This window comes from Gordonia sp. NPDC003376, assembly GCF_053589235.1.
On record NZ_JBSFRM010000015.1, the window covers coordinates 75,283 to 90,325 of the forward strand.

At 67.5% G+C, this 15,043-nt stretch carries 16 protein-coding genes; 5 read left to right on the top strand and 11 right to left on the bottom strand.

What is annotated here, in order from left to right; all coding sequences use genetic code 11:
- Positions 1-20: 20 nt before the first annotated feature.
- The 4 genes from ACWDUA_RS15980 to ACWDUA_RS15995 are packed head-to-tail and all read right to left on the bottom strand — an operon-like array spanning position 21 to position 3,040.
- A complete protein-coding gene (locus ACWDUA_RS15980) occupies positions 21-416 on the bottom strand; it encodes an NUDIX hydrolase (protein WP_449751977.1) in 396 nt (131 codons plus the stop codon).
- Positions 413-1,888 (bottom strand): carboxyl transferase domain-containing protein, encoded by a 1,476-nt coding sequence (locus ACWDUA_RS15985; protein ID WP_449751978.1) that lies wholly within the window; start codon positions 1,886-1,888, stop codon positions 413-415. Before ACWDUA_RS15985 ends, ACWDUA_RS15980 begins: the two co-directional genes overlap by 4 nt.
- The gene (locus ACWDUA_RS15990; RefSeq protein WP_449751979.1) at positions 1,885-2,367 is read right to left on the bottom strand and encodes an RDD family protein; all 483 of its coding nucleotides are present in this window, start codon (positions 2,365-2,367) and stop codon (positions 1,885-1,887) included. The genes ACWDUA_RS15985 and ACWDUA_RS15990 overlap by 4 nt, the downstream gene beginning before the upstream one ends.
- On the bottom strand, positions 2,360-3,040 hold the full coding sequence (locus ACWDUA_RS15995) for a hypothetical protein (protein ID WP_449751980.1): 681 nt from the start codon (positions 3,038-3,040) through the stop codon (positions 2,360-2,362). The genes ACWDUA_RS15990 and ACWDUA_RS15995 overlap by 8 nt, the downstream gene beginning before the upstream one ends.
- 129 nt (positions 3,041-3,169) lie before the next feature.
- Between ACWDUA_RS15995 and ACWDUA_RS16000 the strand changes: the two genes are divergently transcribed.
- Positions 3,170-4,819, top strand: a complete 1,650-nt coding sequence (locus ACWDUA_RS16000) for an MFS transporter (protein ID WP_449751981.1) — start codon at positions 3,170-3,172, stop codon at positions 4,817-4,819.
- A gap of 19 nt (positions 4,820-4,838) precedes the next feature.
- Here the strand turns inward: ACWDUA_RS16000 and ACWDUA_RS16005 are convergent, their stop codons facing one another.
- Complete coding sequence (locus ACWDUA_RS16005; RefSeq protein WP_449751982.1) at positions 4,839-6,158, bottom strand: diacylglycerol/lipid kinase family protein; 1,320 nt, start codon at positions 6,156-6,158, stop codon at positions 4,839-4,841.
- 274 nt (positions 6,159-6,432) lie between these two features.
- On the opposite strand from ACWDUA_RS16005, the gene ACWDUA_RS16010 reads away from it, so the two are divergent.
- Positions 6,433-7,686, top strand: coding sequence for an alpha/beta hydrolase family protein (locus ACWDUA_RS16010; RefSeq protein ID WP_449751983.1), 1,254 nt, complete (start codon positions 6,433-6,435; stop codon positions 7,684-7,686).
- Positions 7,687-7,714: 28 nt separating this feature from the next.
- On the opposite strand, the gene ACWDUA_RS16015 is transcribed toward ACWDUA_RS16010, so the two are convergent.
- Positions 7,715-8,068 (bottom strand): Rv2640c family ArsR-like transcriptional regulator, encoded by a 354-nt coding sequence (locus ACWDUA_RS16015; RefSeq protein WP_449751984.1) that lies wholly within the window; start codon positions 8,066-8,068, stop codon positions 7,715-7,717.
- 93 nt (positions 8,069-8,161) lie between these two features.
- On the opposite strand from ACWDUA_RS16015, the gene ACWDUA_RS16020 reads away from it, so the two are divergent.
- A complete protein-coding gene (locus ACWDUA_RS16020) occupies positions 8,162-8,674 on the top strand; it encodes an ArsI/CadI family heavy metal resistance metalloenzyme (RefSeq protein ID WP_449751985.1) in 513 nt (170 codons plus the stop codon).
- Positions 8,675-8,682: 8 nt separating this feature from the next.
- Here ACWDUA_RS16020 and ACWDUA_RS16025 read toward each other — a convergent pair whose 3' ends face one another.
- From ACWDUA_RS16025 to ACWDUA_RS16035, 3 genes are read right to left on the bottom strand one after another with little or no spacing between them, the layout of a single operon-like run.
- A complete protein-coding gene (locus ACWDUA_RS16025) occupies positions 8,683-9,108 on the bottom strand; it encodes an arsenate-mycothiol transferase ArsC (RefSeq protein WP_449751986.1) in 426 nt (141 codons plus the stop codon).
- A 7-nt stretch (positions 9,109-9,115) separates the two neighbouring features.
- Positions 9,116-10,237, bottom strand: coding sequence for an ACR3 family arsenite efflux transporter (gene arsB, locus ACWDUA_RS16030; RefSeq protein ID WP_449751987.1), 1,122 nt, complete (start codon positions 10,235-10,237; stop codon positions 9,116-9,118).
- Entirely contained in the window at positions 10,234-10,608 is a 375-nt protein-coding gene (locus ACWDUA_RS16035) for a metalloregulator ArsR/SmtB family transcription factor (protein WP_449751988.1), read from the bottom strand. The genes arsB and ACWDUA_RS16035 overlap by 4 nt, the downstream gene beginning before the upstream one ends.
- Before the next feature lie 155 nt (positions 10,609-10,763).
- Between ACWDUA_RS16035 and ACWDUA_RS16040 the strand changes: the two genes are divergently transcribed.
- The gene (locus tag ACWDUA_RS16040) at positions 10,764-11,225 is read left to right on the top strand and encodes an SRPBCC family protein (RefSeq protein ID WP_449751989.1); all 462 of its coding nucleotides are present in this window, start codon (positions 10,764-10,766) and stop codon (positions 11,223-11,225) included.
- A gap of 95 nt (positions 11,226-11,320) precedes the next feature.
- On the opposite strand, the gene sucD is transcribed toward ACWDUA_RS16040, so the two are convergent.
- Positions 11,321-12,223, bottom strand: coding sequence for a succinate--CoA ligase subunit alpha (gene sucD, locus ACWDUA_RS16045; RefSeq protein ID WP_449751990.1), 903 nt, complete (start codon positions 12,221-12,223; stop codon positions 11,321-11,323).
- 10 nt (positions 12,224-12,233) lie between these two features.
- Entirely contained in the window at positions 12,234-13,397 is a 1,164-nt protein-coding gene (gene sucC / locus ACWDUA_RS16050; RefSeq protein ID WP_449751991.1) for an ADP-forming succinate--CoA ligase subunit beta, read from the bottom strand.
- A 424-nt stretch (positions 13,398-13,821) separates the two neighbouring features.
- Between sucC and ACWDUA_RS16055 the strand changes: the two genes are divergently transcribed.
- Positions 13,822-14,871, top strand: a complete 1,050-nt coding sequence (locus ACWDUA_RS16055; RefSeq protein ID WP_449751992.1) for a M23 family metallopeptidase — start codon at positions 13,822-13,824, stop codon at positions 14,869-14,871.
- The last annotated feature ends 172 nt before the right edge of the window (positions 14,872-15,043 follow it).

Here is a 15,043-nt window from a genome sequence, read left to right on the forward strand (position 1 = left end):
GCCGGCGAATCCTACCGTCGTCACAACAGCCCGTGACGATCGAGGTGCTCGATCAGTCCGGTGGTCAGGGGCAGCGCGCGCATCTCCTCGGGCGTGAACCATCCGGCGTCGGCGGCGTCGTCCGCGGCGGTCACCTCGGTGCTCAGCGGCGTCGCCAGGAAGTCGTGGACCTCGAAGACGACGTCGTCGCCGTCGGGGATGTCGACCACCCACACCCGTCGCCCCACCTCGATGTCGATTCCGGTCTCCTCGGCGACCTCGCGGATCACCGCCTGCTCCAAGGTCTCCGACGGCTCCACCTTGCCGCCGGGGACCGTCCAGCACCCGGCCTGCGGATCTCGCGCCCGCTGCACCAGCAGAAACCGCCCGGCGTGGTCGCACACGACCGCGCCGACGGCGAGGACACGTCGGGTCATCCGACATCTCCCCCCGCCTGCGGATCGGTTCCGCCGATCTCGTTCTCCGGCAGCCGTATCCGACAGGTCGACGACGGCCCCTCGATGGTGGACAGGGCTTCGGTGATGGCATCGCGCAGCCCGGCGGGCGCCACCAGCGTGTCGATCACCCCGGCGTCGGCGAGCTCGACCGCCAGGATCTGCTGGCGCGCAGACAGTTCGGCGGCGTGATCGGTGTCGTGATGGACGATCAGACTGGCGCCTTCAGGCGGTAACGGCGCCAGCCACGCATCGTCGGCGGCGATCCGGCGATCGGCGGGAAACAGCGCGAGCGCCGCTCCGCCGGCACCCTGACCGGCCAACACCGACACAGTCGGCGTGGGCAATGCGACGAGTTCGGCCGTACACCAGGCGATCTCGCGGGCCACGCCCTGGACCTCGGCGTCCGCCGACAATTCGGCGCCGGAGGTGTCGACCACGGTGACCACGGGCAGCCGCAGGTCTTTCGCCAGGGCGAGACCACGTCGCGCCAGACGCAGGTCCGCGGGCCCGATCACCCGCCCCGCTCGCTGCACCTCGGCATCCTGACCGATCACCACAACAGTGTGGGAACCGAATCGACTCAGTGCCAGCAGGATCGGTCCGTCGTCGGCGAGGACCGCCGTCGTGTCACCGGCCAGCAGGGCGCGGACACCGGGCCGTCCGGCCCGGCGGGTGGCGGTGACCGCCGCCCACGCCGACTCCGCATGCCGGGCCTGCGACCCCGACGGATCATGGTCCGACGCCACGTGTTCGGCTCCCGGCAGATCATCCGCCCCGGCAAGTAGTCTCAGCACCTGCGTGAGGCGTGCCCGCACGTCCGTGGTCGGCACCACCGCGTCGATCAGCGCATGCCGGAGCAGGTTCTCCGACCGCTGCACACCCGGCGGCACCGGCTCCCCGGTCAGGCCCTCCACCACCCGGGGACCCAGAAAACCCACGAGCGCACCGGGTTCGGCCCACGTGATCTGCCCGAGGGATCCCCACGACGCGAACACACCACCGGTGGTGGGGTGGCGCAGGTACACCAGGTAGGGCAATCCGGCGGCCCGGTGGTCGAGGACAGCGGCACTGATCGCGGCCATCTCGAGGAACGCCGGGGTCCCCTCTTGCATGCGGGTTCCACCGGAGCACGGGAACGCGAGCACCGGAAGCCGGTCGGCGGTGGCGCGACGGATCGCGGTGGTGATCCGATGACCGGCGGCCCGGCCGATCGACCCGCCGAGAAAGGCGAAGTCACCGACGACGAGCACCACCGGGACACCGGCGACCTCGGCTCGGGCGGTACGGACCGACTCGTCCCCGCCGGACTTCGCCGCGGCCCGCCGGAGGTCGATGGCATATGCCGGATCGATGTGCGCGGCAACCGCACCGGGCTCGTCCCATGACTGCCAGGTGCCGTCGTCGACGACCGCTGCGATCAGTCCTGCCGCGCTCAGCCGTGCCGAGGTCACCGCGAGTACACCACCCGGGTCCGTACCACCAGGTCGGCCACCGAACGGCGGCGGCGGTCCACGGCCACCCACAGCAGGCCCACGGAGAAGAACACACACAGCAACGCCCGAACCAGGGCGACCGGAAGCCGCACGCGCGATCTGCCTTTCCTGCTCACCAGACGCAGCCCCATCACCACATCACCGAGCGTCCGGCCGGACACCGCCCAGCACCCCGTCAGGTACACCACCGAGATCCCGATGAACCCGCCGACGGTGAAGAAGTAGTTCACGTCGGGGAGGCTGAAGGCATGCACCTGGATGATCAGACGGGTGAGCAGCGCGCCGACGTAGAAGACCATCATGATCGTGACCACCACGAGAAGGTCGATGAACCCTGCGATCGAACGGCTGACCACTCCGGCCGTCCGATCTGTGTCGCGGGGTGGAACATGATGGGCCGCATGATGTTCGGACGAACCGTGCAGCGACTCAACCATCGGTGGGCTCCTGTGCCTCGGCGCGCGCCTGCTCCACCTTGCGTCGCAGGATCCGGTTGATCAGGTCGGCGACCGCGTCGTCGGCACGCTCACTGGTGCCGCGTACGTCGTCCACCACGTCCGAGGTGACCGAGGTGCTGGCGTCGCGGATGATGCTCGGCAGGTCCACACCGTCGATGATGTCGTCGGCCAGTCCGATCAGATCGATCCGCGCGATGATCTGGTCGATGTCCACCTTCGCCACGACGGCGTCGACGTCGACCCGGTCGATGATCGCGCCGATGTCGACCCGGTCGATGATCGCACCCACGTCCACCTTGTCGATGACGGCGTCGATGTCGAGAGCGTCGACGATCAGTCCGAGATCGAGGCGTCCGATCAGTGCGTCGAGATCGATCCGCGTGAGCAATGCGTCGAGGTCGAGCCTGGCCAACAGCGCATCGAGATCGACTCCCGCGAGAACCACGTCGAGATCGACGGCGCCGATCACCCGGTTGAGGTCGATGTTGTCGACGATCAGTGCGGTCATGTCGACCGATGCGGTGAAGGTCTCGACGACGGTGCGGATGGTGACCGCCAGGGATTCCTGCGTCATGGCCACGGCCGCCCCGGCGATCTGACCGGGGAGTCCGAGCAGGGCCGCCACTGGTCCCCGCGAGCGCTGGTCGTTCACCGAGAGAGTATCTCACGGGTGTCAGGTGCGGCGGCGGTGATCGGGGGCGGGCATGCGGTGTGTTCTCCTGCGGATCACGCGATGTCGGCACATACTTGGGTGTCTGCCGACCATGACGGGGTGAGGCGCATGACCGCGAGCACCGATCGAAATTCGCGCTTCGTCGTGATGGTGCTTGCCGCGGGTCAGTTCCTGATGACCCTCGACAGTTCGGTGATGAACGTGTCGATGGCGACGGTCGCCGAGGACGTCGACACCACGATCACCGGCGTGCAGACCGCGATCACCCTCTACACCCTGGTGATGGCCACACTGATGATCACCGGCGGCAAGGTCGGCGGGATGATCGGGCGACGCCGTGCCTTCGGCATCGGCCTGGTGATCTACGGCGCCGGGTCGCTGACCACCGCGCTGGCACCGAACCTCCCCGTCCTGTTGCTCGGCTGGTCGCTGCTCGAGGGCATCGGTGCCGCGCTGATCATGCCGGCCATCGTCTCGCTGGTCGCATCCAACGTCGGTGCCGAACAGCGCACCGCCGCTTACGGTCTGGTGGCCGCCGCCGGGGCCATGGCCGTGGCGGTGGGACCATTGCTCGGCGGCACGCTGACCACCTTCGCCTCGTGGCGTTGGGTGTTCGCCGGCGAGGTGGTGGTGGTCGTCCTGATCCTCCTCGCCCTGCGCACGGTGGTGGACAGCCCACCCGCACCCGGTCACCTCGACGTGATCAGCGCCCTCGCGTCGATCGTCGGGCTCGGCATGATCGTCTTCGGCGTCCTACGTTCGGGTGAATGGGGATGGGTACGGCCCGCCGCGGATGGGCCGGTGCTCCTCGGGGTGTCGCCGACGATCTGGTTGATCGCGGTCGGGATGCTGGTGATGGCCGGATTCGTGCACCGTCAGGCCCGCCTCTCCGAGACCGGGCGGGAACCGCTGGTCGACGTGACCCTGCTGCGCAATCGGCAGCTGACCGGCGGACTCACGATGTTCTTCGCCCAGTTCACCGTTCAGGCTGGGGTGTTCTTCACCGTCCCGTTGTTCCTCTCGGTGGTGCTGGAACTGAGCGCATTGGGTACGGGCGTACGTATCCTCCCCCTGTCGATCGCGCTCATCGCGGCTGCCGTCGGGATTCCGAAACTCTGGCCGCAGGCGAGCCCTCGTCTGGTGATCCGTCTCGGCCTGTTCTCGATGATCATCGGGGTGGCGCTGCTGGTGGCCGGTATCGATCCCGGTGCGAACGCCGCGGTCGTCCTCATCCCGATGATCTTCCTCGGACTGGGACTCGGTGCGTTGTCGTCGCAACTCGGCGCGGTCACGGTGTCGGCGGTCGACGACGATCACAGCACCGAGGTCGGCGGATTACAGAACACCGCAACCAATCTCGGAGCATCTCTGGGCACGGCACTGATCGGCTCGATCCTGATCGCGACGCTCACCTCGTCGGTGCTCGCGGGGATCGAGGACAATCCGGCCGTGCCCGCCGCGGTCCAGGAGCAGGCCACCACCGAGCTGGCGTCAGGGGTCCCGTTCGTCTCCACCACCCAACTGCGCGAGTCGTTGTCGGCGGCCGGGGTCCCCACCTCGGCGGCCGACGCCATCGTCGACGTGAACGAGGATTCACGGCTGATGGCGTTGCGGGTGGCGCTGAGCGTGTCGGCCCTGCTGGCGATCGCGGCGCTGTTCGGTACCGGCCGGATTCCGCGGCGCGCGCCGGGCACACCGAGCGCACCGACTGCGCCGGCCGCAGGCAACAGCCGGGCCGACGAGGATCGGGACCGCTGACCGTCAGGACCGGTGATGCTCAGGAGCGGCGACTGGGCCAGGCGACCTGCCACAGCCGGCGCCACTCCAGATGCGTGATCGGGGTGACGCCCGGCCGTTCGCGGGGAACACGCACCCGGAGTGCACCGGGTTCGATCTCGCACCGCACCGGGGTCTCGAGCTCCAGCGCCTCGCCGTCGACGCCCACCGGGATGGTCGCACCGTCACCGTCGACCACCACCACCTGCCCACGATGGCGTGTCATGTCCTCGGTGTGCCGGTGCCCGAAGATGGCCAGCGCCGTCCGCGCGCCGGTGACCGACAGCGTGACCACGCCGAGCGTCCCGGTGTCGAGGCGTTCGCGACGACTCATCGCGATCGGACCCCCCTCGCCATAGGGGTTGTTGCTCACCAGTATCGCGTGGGGTCCGGTGATCACCGTGTCGCCCACTCGCATCCGGAGGTCGGTGCGCTCGTCGGCCACCAGGTCGGGGAGCCTGGTGATCGCGGTGGTTGCCTTGGCATCTCGGTACTCGTCGGACTCGACGATCTCCGCGTACACCCCGAAGGAGGCGTTGTTGACGAATCGGCGACCGTTGATGCGTGCCAGGTCGACGCGTAGTTCCACACCGTCGGTCAGGGCATCCAGGCAGCGGGCCGGGTCTTCGCGGTCGAGGCCCAGATCGGCCGCGAAGTGGTTCCGGGTGCCGGCGGTGATCACCACGAACGGCACACCATGGTCGGCAGCGACCCCCGCCACCAGCGCCTGGGTGCCGTCCCCGCCGGCGACACCGAGCAGATCGGCACCGCGCGTCAGGGCATCGTGGGCCAGCTGGGCCACGTCCTGCGTCCCGGGCCCCTCGAGCAGTGCCACCTCGGCCCCGAGTTCCTCGGCGCGCCGCACCAGATCGAACTTCTCCACCTTGCCACCGCCCGAGTGCGGGTTCATGATCAGGAACGGATGCTCGACGCTGGCGACGGGCAGTTCCGGCATCCCCGGCACAGTGTCCACCCGGAGGGCGTAACGCGCGCAGACCACGGCGATCACGACGGCCACCGCGGCGATGATCATCTCGACGAACAGACCCGCCCACACGAACGCAACCACCAGAACGACGATCGCCAATACCGCGAGTGCGACTGCAGCCCAACGCAATACACCGCCGCGGATGATGAACCAGGACACCCCCGCGATCACCACCACCGCGCAGATCACGGTGATCAGCACCAGCCCGATCACACCCCACGCCCCGGCCGCCGCGATCAGGTACACCCCGACGGCGCCCAGGATCAGCAACGACGCCAGCGCCGCCCATCGCCTGCGTCGATCGCTCTCCGTTGCCGGCAACTCCTCTGTCATCCGGTCACGGTACTGCCTGCGAGACCGGCACATGTGGTGGTTGGCGACGAAACCGGGCCGGACACGATCCCTTTCGCACCCCGAAGGACCGCCGAAGCCGCCACCGACACCCCCGGCGCTGTCCAGACTCGGAGCGAACGACGGATCCCGAACCCGCCACCCCCGCAGGCCCCGCGAGGGAGCTTGTTCGCGTGCGGTCCGGACAGCCTCCCGGTGGCGGCATCCCCGCACCATCATCGGCCATATCCTCCGTCATGTCCTCAAGGGAGACACCATGAACGAGCGGCTGGCATTCACCGACGACGAGTTCGACGGACAGTTCATGCGCACTCTGCAGGCTGCCGCGGTCGGTGCCGCCGACCTCGGCGAGGCGTTCACGACGGCCCGGACGATCGGTAACCGCTACCGACCCGACCGCTGGTACCGGCACTGGCTGGAGCGGACGGAGTCGGTTCGCGACATCGCCGAACGCGCCCATGTCGCAGGACATCTGGTCTCCGCCCACCAGGCCTACCTCCGCGCGAGCGAGTATTATCGACAGGCCTATTTCTTCCTGCGCGCCGATCTCGACGATCAGCGTCTCCGCAACGCCTATCAGGCCCACGTCCACGCCTTCGGCAAGGCGATGGATCTGCTCGGGCACACCGGCAGTCCCGTCGTCGCCGACGCCGTCGACATCCCCTACGACGACGGCGCGGGTGTCCATACCGGCCTTCACGCGTGGCTGTTCCAGGCCCGTCCGGAGGGCACCGACACCACCGGTCGCCGGCGACCCACGATCGTGATGCCGTGCGGATACGATTCGACCGCCGAATCGGGGTGGGGGTCCGCACAGGGCGCGCTGGCCCGCGGCTACGACGTGCTCAGCGTCGAAGGGCCCGGCCAGGATGCATCGCTGGTCGTCGACCGCCTCTACTTCCGACCCGACTACGAGGTGGTGCTGTCCCAGATCCTGGACTGGCTGGTGGCCGCGCCCGACGTGGACACCGCACGGATCGCCGTGGTGGGCCGGTCGTTCTCCGGATACCTCGCCCCGCGCGGGGTGGCCGGGGAGACGCGGGTGGCGGCATTGGTGTGCGATCCCGCGCAGCCCGACATGGGTGCCAAGATCCCGGACGGATGGAAGGGACGTGTGGCGGTGCCGCTGATGACCGCCCTGTCCCGGGTCAGCCGCGAGCGTGCCGACTTCTTCCGATCACGGATGGCCTGCCACGGCCTCACCGCCATCGGCGAGTTCTTCGCCGAGCTCCAGAAGTTCGCGCTCACCGATCGTATCGCCGAGATAGCTTGTCCCACAATGGTCGTCGAGTCCGCTGGCGATCCGGTGGGCGGGCACGGGCGCGTGCTGTTCGATGCACTGACCGCACCCGGGAGCGCCTACGTCGACCCCGATCCGTCCACCGGCATCTCGGGACACTGCGGGGGCCTCGGCCAGACAGCCTGGGACGCGACGGTATACGACTGGCTCGACGAGACACTCGCCGCCGGCGCCCGGCCCGCGACGACGACCCGGGAAGCACACCGATGAGCCCGCGGCGAACCACAGGGACTTCTGCCTAGCAGCAGGTCACCAACGTGGACCGCAACGCGTCCAACGCCTCCGCGTTCGCCGCGTGATACACGTTCATCCCCTGACGCCGCGAGCTCACCATTCCCGCCTTACGGAGTTGACCCAGATGATGGCTGGTCGTCGACTCCGCCACGCCCACCGCAGACGCCAGATCACACGTGCACATCCGCCCCTGGTCGGAGGTCAACAGGATCGACATCAACCGCAGGCGTACCGGATCGGCAAGCGCCTTGAGCCGCAACGCGATCTCCAACGCCGCCTCGTCGTCGAGCGGCGCGGCCGAGACCGGCGCACAACAGATCGGTGCGGACAGATCGATGACGGGCAATGCCTTGGGCATATGCCCACCCTACCCATATTTGACATATGTCGCAATGGTGCGTACACCGGAGGTGTCAGTGATTCGACATATGTCACACACCTGGAGGTTGGGATGTCTCGACTGCAGTTGGCCCTCAACGTCGACGACCTGGATGCCGCGGTGCGGTTCTACTCGTCGCTGTTCGCCGTCGAACCGGCAAAACTCAAGCCCGGATACGCGAGCTTCGTGGTGGCCGACCCGCCGGTGAAGCTGGTGCTGATGGAGAACCCCGGCCAGGGCGGGTCGATCAACCATCTCGGCGTGGAGGTCGGCACCTCCGACGCGGTGCACGCCGAGATCGCCCGACTGTCGCAAGCGGGATTGTTCACCGAGGAAGAGATCAACACGACGTGTTGCTTCGCCACCCAGGACAAGGTGTGGGTCACCGGGCCGAACGAGGAGAGGTGGGAGGTCTACACCGTGCTGGCCGACTCGGAGTCGTTCGGTGACAGCCCCAATCTGCTCGCCGCCGGCCAATCCACCACTGCGACAACGTGTTGCGGCAGCGGCCAGGCCGCCGAGCACACGCCGGGTACCCAGACGCCCGCCCCCGAGGAGCCTGCCACCCGGACGACGTGCTGCTGACCCCATGATCAGGACGCCGCGTCGGTGTCCAGTCGCACGGCCAACGCGCTGATCCGGGCGGCGATGTCGTCCCGGATCAGCCGCATCCGCTCGAGGCCGTCGATGCCACGCGCCGACGGTTCGTCGGTGTCCCACACCTCGACCCGCACCCCGTCAGGTGGATCGATCCGGGCGGCGGTGCCGACCGTGACGACCAGGTCCGCCGCACGCATCATGTCGTCGGTGAGTTGCCGGGGCTGGTGACCGCCGATGTCGACGCCGACCTCGGCGAGAACCTGTGCCGACATCGCATTGACCTCGTCGTCGACCTTCGCGATCGTTCCTGCCGAGGACGCCTCGAACGCCGTTGCGTGCCGCCGGGAAAGTCCTTCGGCCATCACTGATTTCCCGCGATTACTCACACACACGAACAACACCTTCGGCACCACGGTCACTCTCTCCTCACCGCGCATCGGTGGTTCCTCCGTCCGCCTCCTGGGCGCCCGGACCTGCCGTGGCCGGGAACCGGGAACGCAGCGCCAACGACACATAGACGAGACCGACCAACACCGGGACCTCGATCAGCGGGCCGACCACACCGGCGAGCGCCTGTCCCGAGGTCACCCCGTACGTGCCGATGGCCACTGCGATCGCCAACTCGAAGTTGTTGCCGGCCGCGGTGAACGCCAATGTCGTGGTCCGCTCGTAGCCCAGGCCCGCCAGTGCACCGATCACGTACCCGCCACCCCACATGATCGCGAAGTACGCCAGCAGCGGCAGCGCGATCCGCGCGACGTCCCACGGGCGGGAGGTGATCTGGTGGCCCTGGAGGGCGAAGAGGATCACGATCGTGAACAACAACCCATACAGTGCCCACGGCCCGAGGCGCGGCAGCAGGGTCGACTCATACCAGCTGCGCCCCTTGACCCTCTCCCCGATACGCCGGGTGAGGAACCCTGCGACAAGGGGGATTCCGAGGAAGATCAGCACCGACTTCGCGATGTCCCACGGTGAGGTGTCGATGATGGTCTGATCCAGTCCGAGCCAGCCGGGCAACACCGACAGATAGACCCAGCCGAGCACCGCGAACATGACCACCTGGAACACCGAATTGATCGCCACCAGTACAGCGGCGGCCTCGCGGTCCCCGCAGGCGAGGTCGTTCCAGATGATCACCATCGCGATACACCTGGCCAGCCCGACGATGATCAGCCCGGTCCGGTACTCCGGAAGGTCGGGCAGCATCAGCCAGGCCAACGCGAACATCACCGCCGGTCCGACGATCCAGTTCAGCAGCAGTGAGGCGACCAGGAGTCTGCGGTCACCGGTGACGGTGTCGAGTCGGTCGTAGCGGACCTTCGCCAACACCGGATACATCATCACCAGCAGGCCGATCGCGATCGGCAACGAGATCCCGTCGACGGAGACCGCCGAGATCGCCGTGTCCACACCGGGCACCAGCCGTCCCAGACCGAGTCCGACCGCCATCGCCACACCGATCCACACCGGCAGGAACCGGTCGAGTACCGACAGCTTCCCGACGACGGCATCATGACCGGCCGCCACCGCCGAAGTGCCCGTCACCGCCCGTCCTCACAGACCGACCCGATGATCGACGCCTCGGGATCGATCAGCAAGATCGACGAGAGTCGTTGCAGCACAGATGGAACCACCCGATAGTACACCCATGTCCCACGACGCTCGGAGTCGAGAAGTCCTGCCTCGCGCAGCACTTTCAGATGGTGAGAGATCGTCGGCTGCGTGACATCGACACCGGGCGATATGTCGCAGACACACGCCTCGCCGCCGACATGACTGGCGACCGAACTCAGCAACCGCAGCCGCACCGGATCGGCGAGCGCCTTGAACAGTGGTGCCAGCATCGCCGCGTCGGCCGCCGACAAGGGCTCGGCCGACAAGGGAGCACAGCACGCCGCGTCATCTTGTATCGACATCAATCTATATTGACAAATGTCGATACCGTGCACAACCAGGGCCCGACGGCGAGAATGGACGACGCGGATCGGCGGCCCTCGGGTACCGATGAGAATCCGGACGCAGCCGGGTCGATCCTTCGACACCGCAATCCCATCCGAGAAGGAGCGCACCGATGGCCGGCACCTACACCGTCACCCGCAGTACCACGATCGCCGTCCCCGCCGACCGGATCTACCCGCACATCGTCGATCTCCATCGTTGGGTCGACTGGTCCCCGTGGGAAGACCTCGACCCGGCGCTGCAGCGCACGTACTCCGGCGCCGACCAGGGACCCGGCGCCCGGTATGCGTGGTCGGGCAACCGCAAGGCCGGCGCCGGCGAGATGGAGGTCATCGACGCCGCCGAACCGTCACGCGTCTCGATCCGGGTCCGATTCGAGAAGCCGATGCGCTCGACGAGCACCAGCACCTTCGACATCGCCGAGAACGGCGGCACGTCCGTGGTGACCTGGACGATGACCGGAGACCACTCGTTGTTCAGCCGGATCGCCGCCCCGCTCGGACTGTTCGACCGGATGATCGGCAAGGACTTCGAGAAGGGGCTGCTGCGTCTCGCAGACGCCGCGGCCCGGTAGACCGGCGAAACAGAGAAGCCACCGGAAAGACGAGAAACTCCCACCCGACCCCGGATCGCGGGGCGGGTGGGAGTTCTCGATCTACGCATCTGGTGTCAGAGCTTCTCGAAGAGCTCGCGGGCCAGATTGGCGGTCTCCGACGGCGTCTTGCCGACCTTCACGCCTGCGGCCTCGAGGGCCTCCTTCTTGGCCTGCGCGGTGCCCGAGCTGCCGGACACGATGGCGCCGGCGTGGCCCATGGTCTTACCCTCGGGTGCGGTGAAGCCCGCGACGTAGCCGACGACCGGCTTGGACACGTTGGCCTGGATGTAGTCGGCGGCCCGCTCCTCGGCGTCGCCACCGATCTCACCGATCATGACGATCAGCTTGGTCTCCGGGTCCTTCTCGAACGCCTCGATGGCGTCGATGTGGGTGGTACCGATGACCGGGTCGCCGCCGATGCCGATGGCGGTGGAGAAGCCGAGGTCACGCAGCTCGTACATCATCTGGTAGGTCAGGGTGCCCGACTTGGAGACGAGACCGATCGGGCCCTTGCCGGTGATGTTGTTCGGCGTGATGCCGACCAGCGCCTCACCCGGGGTGATGATGCCGGGGCAGTTCGGGCCGATGATGCGGGTCTTGGCGCCCTTCTCGACGTTGTAGGCCCACGCGTATGCGGAGTCCTGCACCGGGATGCCCTCGGTGATGACCACGAGCAGCGGGATCTCCGCGTCGATGGCCTCGATGATGGCGTCCTTGGAGAACTTCGGCGGGACGAAGGCGATCGAGGTGTCGGCCCCGGTCTCCTTCATGGCCTCGGCGACCGAGGCGAAGACCGGCAGCTCGACGGCGTTGCCGCCGGCGTCGACGTGCGACACGGTGGTGCCGGCCTTGCGGGCGTTGACACCACCGACGACGTTGGTGCCGGCCTTGAGCATCAGGGCGGTGTGCTTGGTTCCCTCACCGCCGGTGATGCCCTGCACGATGACCTTGTTGTCCTTGTTCAGGAAGATCGACATTGGCTCTACCTCACTTGCTCGCCAGTTCGGCGGCCTTGTCGGCGCCGGAGTCCATGGTCTCGGCGAGCGTCACCAGCGGGTGGTTGGCATCGGCGAGGATCTTGCGGCCTTCTTCGACCTTGTTGCCGTCGAGTCGCACGACGAGCGGCTTGTTGGCCTCGTCGCCGAGCTTGGCGAGCGCACCCACGATGCCGTTGGCCACGGCGTCACATGCGGTGATGCCACCGAAGACGTTCACGAAGACGCTCTTGACCTGCTCGTCGTTCAGGATGACGTCCAGGCCTGCGGCCATGACCTCGGCCGAGGCGCCGCCACCGATGTCGAGGAAGTTGGCGGGCTTGACGCCGTTGTGGTTCTCACCGGCGTAGGCGACGACGTCCAGGGTCGACATGACCAGGCCCGCACCGTTGCCGATGATGCCGACCTCGCCGTCGAGCTTGACGTAGTTGAGGTCGTTCTCCTTGGCCTTGAGCTCCAGAGGATCGGTCGCATCGCGATCCTCGAACTCCTCGTGGCCGGGCTGACGGAAGTCGGCGTTGGCGTCGAGCGAGACCTTGCCGTCGAGGGCCAGGATCTGATCGTCCGGGGTGCGCACCAGCGGGTTCACCTCGACCAGCAGCGCGTCCTCGGCGACGAAGACCTCCCAGAGCTTCTGGATCGTCACGGCTGCGGCGTCGAGCACCTCGGCGGGCAGGTGACCCTGCTCGGCGATGGAGCGGGCGAACGCCAGATCGACACCCTTGACGGCGTCGACGGCGACCTTGGCCAGTCGCTCGGGCTTGGTTGCCGCGACCTCTTCGATCTCCATGCCACCCTCGACCGAGCACATGGCCAGGTAGGTGCGGTTGGCGCGATCGAGCAGGAAGGAGATGTAGTACTCCTCCGCGATGTCGCTGGCCTCGGCCACCAACAGCTTCTTGACGATGTGTCCCTTGATGTCGAGACCAAGGATGTTTTCGGCGTGGGTCTGCGCGTCGTCAGGGGTTGCGGCGAACTTCACGCCGCCTGCCTTGCCACGTCCGCCGGTCTTGACCTGTGCCTTGATCATCACAGGCTTGCCGATTTCCTCGGCGATCGCCCGTGCGTCGGCGGCAGTATCGGTCACCCGCCCGGGTGTGGTGGGAACCCCATGCTTGGCGAACAGTTCCTTCGCCTGGTATTCGAAGAGATCCATTCAGCTCACCATCTCGTAGATTTTGCCGGCCCTCGGTGGATGTAACGCGGGCCATATCGGACTTTAAACCTGCCCCCCGATCGCCTTGACAGAACCTCCGATCCTTGTGCGACAGATCACTCGCTCGGCAGGCGATCACGAACCCTACTCGCCGGTCAGGCAGCATTTCGGCCCCGATCTCGCCCCGAAATGCCGAGAATCCGCCATTGAGCAGTGATGCTTGACGTCAGTGCGAACACCGTCACCATTCTGTGACTCAACTCACAACTTAGGCGGTTTCGGGTGCCGAGGGTTGGACTTGCCGCAATCATTTCGTTACCGTCGGCAGGCAGTCGCGGGTCGTCACGGACCACCAGACACCGGGTTTCGACCCGGGATCACAGGTCCCGCCAACGCCGGCCCCGAAGCGCACGAACGAGATGAGGTGAACGACTTGGCGGGACGTGGATATCCGGGCGCCGAAGAGCTGACCACCATCATCCCTGTCATCACCGATGACGCCGTCGATGAGCACTACGACTGGGACAACGACGACTGGTCGACACGCCGCCGAACCTCCACCGCCGAGATCACCCAGGACATCCTGATCCCCGAGGGTGAGTTCGATCGGTACCGCCACGAGGCCCCGTTCGACGTCGACGGCGCCGAACTCGATTCGTACACCGCGCCCGACGACCACGTCGGCGAGGTCAGCGACGCCCCCGAGTTCGATTTCACCCGACGGACTGCCGGCGATCCCGTCCGATCGCGCGGCAAGCACCGTATCGCCGCCCCGCCGCACGCACTGCGTGGTGGACGGGCCGCACTCGTCGCCGTCGCCGCGGGCGCCGCCCTCGCCGCCGCCGCACACGTCGGCACCTCCGACAAGGCCTCCACCGGCGCACCGGTTCCGGCAGCCAATGTCGGCGACGCCGGCGCGCCTGCCGTGGACACCGGCCCCGGGATCGCGATGTCGACGCCGGAGCAGGACACCAGCATGTACAGCGACCAGTTGGTGGTGGGCAAGGAGCTTGCGGCCGCCGAGGCAGCCCGCGAGGCCGCGGCCAGCCGCCCGCTCTTCGCCACCCCGATCGACTTCTCCAACCCCAGTTGCGCGTTCACGTCGCTGTTCGCCAACCGCTGGGGCAGCTTCCACGGCGGTATCGACCTCGCCTGCCCGCTCGGCACCCCGATCCACGCCGTCACCGACGGGGTCGTGATCAATGCCGGACCCGCATCGGGCTACGGCAACTGGGTGCAGGTGCGCGCCGACGACGGCACCGTCACCATGTACGGCCACATGGCCTCCTCCGGCGTCCTGGTCCAGAAGGGCCAGCACGTGACCGCCGGGCAGACCATCGCCCTGGTCGGCAACGAGGGCTTCTCCACCGGCCCGCATCTGCACTTCGAGGTGTGGAAGAACGGTGTCACCAAGATCGATCCGGCACCCTGGCTCGCCACGCACGGCATCAAGCTGCCGTCCTTCGGCGGATAGTCCCGGCCTCACCGCCGACCAACCGCAGCCCCGGCGCTGTCTCTTGTCCGGAATCACTTGCGGCGTCGGCTGACTCAGGTTTCGACACGGGTCCTCGCTCCGCTCGGTCCCGGCTCAACCAGCGTGCTCCACTCACCCTCGATGGTTGAGCAGGACGTCCTCGCCCAGCGAC

Bases quoted from the DNA above. Each gene is read 5' to 3' on its own strand.
- ACWDUA_RS15980 (WP_449751977.1), bottom strand. From the start codon at position 416: ATGACCCGACGTGTCCTCGCCGTCGGCGCGGTCGTGTGCGACCACGCC.
- ACWDUA_RS15990 (WP_449751979.1), bottom strand. From the start codon at position 2,367: ATGGTTGAGTCGCTGCACGGTTCGTCCGAACATCATGCGGCCCATCAT.
- ACWDUA_RS16000 (WP_449751981.1), top strand. From the start codon at position 3,170: ATGACCGCGAGCACCGATCGAAATTCGCGCTTCGTCGTGATGGTGCTT.
- ACWDUA_RS16005 (WP_449751982.1), bottom strand. From the start codon at position 6,158: ATGACAGAGGAGTTGCCGGCAACGGAGAGCGATCGACGCAGGCGATGG.
- ACWDUA_RS16010 (WP_449751983.1), top strand. From the start codon at position 6,433: ATGAACGAGCGGCTGGCATTCACCGACGACGAGTTCGACGGACAGTTC.
- ACWDUA_RS16015 (WP_449751984.1), bottom strand. From the start codon at position 8,068: ATGCCCAAGGCATTGCCCGTCATCGATCTGTCCGCACCGATCTGTTGT.
- ACWDUA_RS16020 (WP_449751985.1), top strand. From the start codon at position 8,162: ATGTCTCGACTGCAGTTGGCCCTCAACGTCGACGACCTGGATGCCGCG.
- ACWDUA_RS16035 (WP_449751988.1), bottom strand. From the start codon at position 10,608: ATGTCGATACAAGATGACGCGGCGTGCTGTGCTCCCTTGTCGGCCGAG.
- ACWDUA_RS16040 (WP_449751989.1), top strand. From the start codon at position 10,764: ATGGCCGGCACCTACACCGTCACCCGCAGTACCACGATCGCCGTCCCC.
- sucD (WP_449751990.1), bottom strand. From the start codon at position 12,223: ATGTCGATCTTCCTGAACAAGGACAACAAGGTCATCGTGCAGGGCATC.
- sucC (WP_449751991.1), bottom strand. From the start codon at position 13,397: ATGGATCTCTTCGAATACCAGGCGAAGGAACTGTTCGCCAAGCATGGG.